2 protein-coding genes and 1 pseudogene are annotated in these 4,497 nt (G+C 64.2%); all 3 read left to right on the forward strand.

Going from position 1 to position 4,497, the window contains the following annotated elements; translation table 11 throughout:
- A pseudogene (locus tag QZV94_RS23485) lies at window positions 1–748 on the forward strand (hypothetical protein); the annotation flags it as partial.
- Complete coding sequence (locus tag QZV94_RS23490) at window positions 748–1,842, forward strand: endonuclease NucS domain-containing protein (RefSeq protein ID WP_293682657.1); 1,095 nt, start codon at window positions 748–750, stop codon at window positions 1,840–1,842. The pseudogene QZV94_RS23485 and the gene QZV94_RS23490, both read left to right, overlap by 1 nt.
- A 202-nt stretch (window positions 1,843–2,044) precedes the next feature.
- On the forward strand, window positions 2,045–4,497 hold a 2,453-nt coding region (locus QZV94_RS23495; RefSeq protein ID WP_293682659.1), incomplete at its 3' end, for a DEAD/DEAH box helicase family protein.

Consider the following 4,497-nt stretch of genomic DNA (forward strand, 5'->3'; position numbering starts at 1 on the left):
CTATCGCGGCGGCGAGGACGAGGGCGCGATCTTCGACCGGCTGAGCCAACTCATCGGCGCCAAGTACCCACTGCTGGCCTATCTGTTCTTCCTGAAGGACATGGACCGGTTCATGCCGATCCAGCCCACGACCTTCGACCGCGCGTTCCGGCACCTTGGGATAGACCTCGTCACGCTGCGGGACTGTTCGTGGGACAACTACCGCCGCTACAACGCCGCCCTCGGCGAGGTGCGGGGTGCGCTTGCCGCGATCGAGGGGCTCTCAAAGGTCCGCCTCGTTGATGCCCACTCGTTCTGCTGGATGCTGGAGACGCTGAAGGAACCCGACGAAGGCGGGGGGAAGGCGGGCCGGAAGGATTCAGGGCGGATCCTAGGTGGGCGCGAGGCCGCCATCATCGCGATGCGCTACTCCATCGAGAACACGGTCAGAAATGCCAACGGACAGATCGTCGAGCGGACCCTGAAGAACAAGGAAACGGGCCTCTCGTCGGCGGAGATCGACAAGCTCCTGGAGCACCTCCTCGACCTCCAGGGCAACCGCTGCGCCCTGACCGGCATCCCGTTCGACTTCGCCAAGGACGGCGACAAGAACCTGTTTGCCTCGCCAGACCGGATCGATAGCAGCGGCCACTACGTGCTGGGCAACATCCAGGTGGTGTGCCGCTTCATCAACTTCTGGAAGGGCTCCAGCGACAACGAGGAGTTCAAGCGCCTGCTCATGCAGGTGAGGGGTGGGGAGGCCAACTGATGCCGATCCGCAATGCAATCTGGACCGTAGGAGCGGCACCGTTGCCCCTGGCTGAAGGCCGTCTACCCAGTGAGCGCATGTTGGAGGACATGATCGTCGCGGCGCCGCGGATCCTGTCCGACGAGTGGATGCTGATCGGACGGCAAGAGCGCACCGGCGCCGGAGGCATCATCGATCTTCTGGCCGTGGCGCCCGATGGCGCGCTGGTCCTGATCGAACTGAAGCGCGAGCGCACGCCACGCGAGGTCGTGGCGCAGGCCATCGACTACGCCGTCTGGGTCGAGGAACTGGAAGCGCAGGACATCGCGGCCATCTACGGGCGCTTCGCGCCAGGCCGAGACCTCGCTGCCGACTTCATGGCCCGCTTCGGCCAGGGGCTGGACGAGGACACGCTCAACGACAGCCACCAGATCGTCATCGTGGCTAGCTCGCTGGACGACAGCAGCGAGCGCATCGTCAACTACCTGAACAAGCGCGACATCGCGATCAACGTGCTGTGCTTCCAGGTCTTTGCCGCGGGCGACCAGCAACTGCTGAGCCGAGCCTGGTTGCTAGATCCGGTCCACACGCAGGTCAGTGCTTCCGCCGCCCCGAGCGCGCGCAGCGCCCGCGAGAGCGAGCCCTGGAACGGTGAGTTCTATGCGTCATACGGGATCGAGGGAAACAACCGCTCCTGGGAGGAGGCGCGTCAGTATGGGTTTATCTCCGCCGGCGGCGGCTCCTGGTACAGCAACACCCTCAACCTCCTAAACGTCGGCGATCGCGTCTGGGTGAAAGCACCCGGCTACGGCTTCCTGGGCGTCGGTGAGGTTACTGGTCCACCGGCATCGGCAACGGATTACAACGTCAACGTCGACGGTGCAGATCGTCCAGCCCTGGAAGTCCTGACCAAGGCCAAATACCACCGGGAATACGCCGACGATCCCGAGCGCGCGGAATACTTCGTCCCGGTGCGCTGGCAGCACACGGTTGCGCTGGACAAGGCGGTCAACGAGATCGGCCTGTTCGGCAATCAGAACACCGTCTGCAAGCCGACCACGCCGAAGTGGCGCACGACGGTTGATCGGCTAAAGGCGAAGTGGAACGTCGAGTAGCCGAGAGGGGTCCCGTCTCGCGGCTCCCAACCTATTTCTCTTCCGTCGACGCGCCGGGGTCAGCGATCAGGCCTTCGGCGATGGCCCACTCGAGTTCTCCTACACCCCAGACGCGGCCTTCCCCCTCCACTCCGGGAGTCGGCAGAGCTTCCATCGCTTGGCCAACAATGCTCAGTCGTTGGAAACTGGGCCGAGGGGCGGAATGGCTGAGTCGGAGCACGAGGGGCGGGCGTCGGGAGGTGCAACCAAGTGCCCCTTCTGCGAACCCGATCCGGAGCGCATTGCATTCCGAACGCCTGACATCGCCGCGATCCGCGACGCCTTCCCCGTCACGGAGGGCCACCTACTCATCGTGCCACGCCGCCACGTGGCGCATTGGGACGACCTCACTGCCGACGAACGAGAAGCGCTGACGGCGGGCGTAGATCGGGGACGCGCCCTCTTGAAGGGCCAGTTCGACCCGGACGGCTTCAATGTCGGTTACAATGACGGCGCGGCGGCAGGCCAGACAGTTCCACACTTCCACATCCACATCATTCCACGTCGGACAGGCGATGTGAGCGACCCGCGTGGCGGCGTAAGGCATGTCATTCCCGCCATGGGAAACTACCTGGCGCCCACTGCCCCGTCCCTCAACCTGGACCTGCTTACCCGGGCGCCGCACCGACAGGCGCTTATTGCGGGTGGTGACGACCCACTTCTGCCGCACCTGGTCCGCCATATCGACGACGCCACGACGGTCGACATCGCGGTCGCATTCATCATGGAAAGCGGTGCGCGGCTGCTGATCCCGCACCTCCGCGATTTGCTCGCGCGCGGTGGTCGGCTCCGATTTATTACGGGCGACTATCTCGACGTCACCGACCCGTCAGCGCTCCGCCAACTGCTTGACCTCGAGGGGGAGGTCGAACGCTTCGTCTTCGAAGCCGGTGTCCAAAGCTTCCACCTGAAGTCCTGGATCTTCCATCATGTGGATGAGCAAGGCCTCGCCATCGTCGGTAGCTCGAACCTCTCCGAGACCGCCCTCCTCAAGGGCATCGAATGGAACTACAGGGCCTGCAGCGCCGACTCTGAGGGCTGGCGCGACGTCGTCACGGGCTTCGAAGGGTTGCTCCTTTCGCCGAGTGTGCGGCCTCTGACCTACGACTGGATCGACGCTTACGACCGGCGACGCGCCAAGAATCCAGTCTCGCAAGCGCCCGCCATCGGCATTGTCACCGAGCCCGCACCTCCACCGCCTCAACCGCACGAGGTGCAGCTTCAGGCGCTCGAAGCCTTGCGCCGCACGCGACAGGATGGCTACAGCGCCGGTCTTGTGGTGTTGGCCACTGGCCTTGGGAAGACTTGGCTAAGCGCTTTCGATACGGACGCGCCGCAGTTCCGCCGGGTGCTGTTCGTGGCCCACCGCGAGGAGATCCTTACCCAGGCGATCGACACTTTTCGATCGTGCCGTCCCTCCGCGCGCCTGGGCCGCTACACCGGCACGGAGAAGACCGTCGAAGCCGACGTTGTTTTCGCGTCAGTCCAGACCCTGGGCCGATCGGCCCACCTAGAGAAGTTTGCCCCCGACTACTTCGACTACATCGTCGTCGACGAGTTCCATCACGCCGCGGCGCGTACTTATCGCCGGCTCATCGACCATTTCACGCCGAAGTTCCTCCTGGGGCTGACAGCCACACCGGAACGGACGGACGGTGGCGACCTGTTGAGCCTCTGCCAGGAGAACCTCGTCTTCCGATGCGACGCCTTCGCGGCCATCGAAAAGGAGCTGCTATCGCCGTTCCACTACTTCGGCGTCCCCGACGAGATCGACTATGAGAACATCCCTTGGCGAAGCTCGAAGTTCGACGAAGCCGCGCTGACGGCTGCGGTCGCGACCCAGGCTCGGGCCCAGAATGCGCTCGAACAGTATCAGAAGCATCGAGGCGCCAGGACGCTCGCCTTCTGCTGTTCGATGACGCATGCGGACTTCATGGCGGACTACTTCCGTCAAGCTGGCCTGGGGGCGGCTGCCGTCCACTCGGGCGCCACCTCCGCGCCGCGCGCGACTTCGTTGGAGCAACTTCGGGCCGGGGAACTGGACGTCCTGTTCGCCGTAGACATGTTCAACGAGGGCGTCGACGTGCCCGCGATCGACACAGTCCTGATGCTGCGGCCGACCGAGTCTGCAATCATCTGGATGCAGCAATTTGGGCGAGGGCTTCGCCGGGCTGTCGGCAAGACCCGCCTGAACGTGATCGACTACATCGGCAATCACCGCACCTTCCTGACCAAGGTGCGTGCGTTGCTCGGAGTGGATGAGGGTGATCGGGCGTTGGCCCTGGCGCTCGAAAAGATCCGATCCGGCGAACGCATTTGGCCCGAGGGGTGCGAGGTCACGTACGAGCTCGAGGCTTTGGATATCCTCGAGAAATTGCTCAGACCCACATCGGCGGGCGACGCGCTAGAAGCATTTTACCGAGACTTCCAGCTCCGAAACGGGTTGCGGCCGACGGCGACGGAGGTGCTGCATGCGGGATTCAATCCGCGCTCGAGCGGGAACGGCGGCTGGCTGAGCTTCGTCCGACACATGGGTGGACTGACGGAGCGCGAAAGCGAGGTATTCGTGCGCCACGGCGGCTTCCTTGGGAACCTCGAGCGCACGGCCATGACGCG

Origin of the sequence: uncultured Phenylobacterium sp. (genome assembly GCF_902826855.1) — a bacterium.
Lineage (GTDB): Bacteria > Pseudomonadota > Alphaproteobacteria > Caulobacterales > Caulobacteraceae > Phenylobacterium.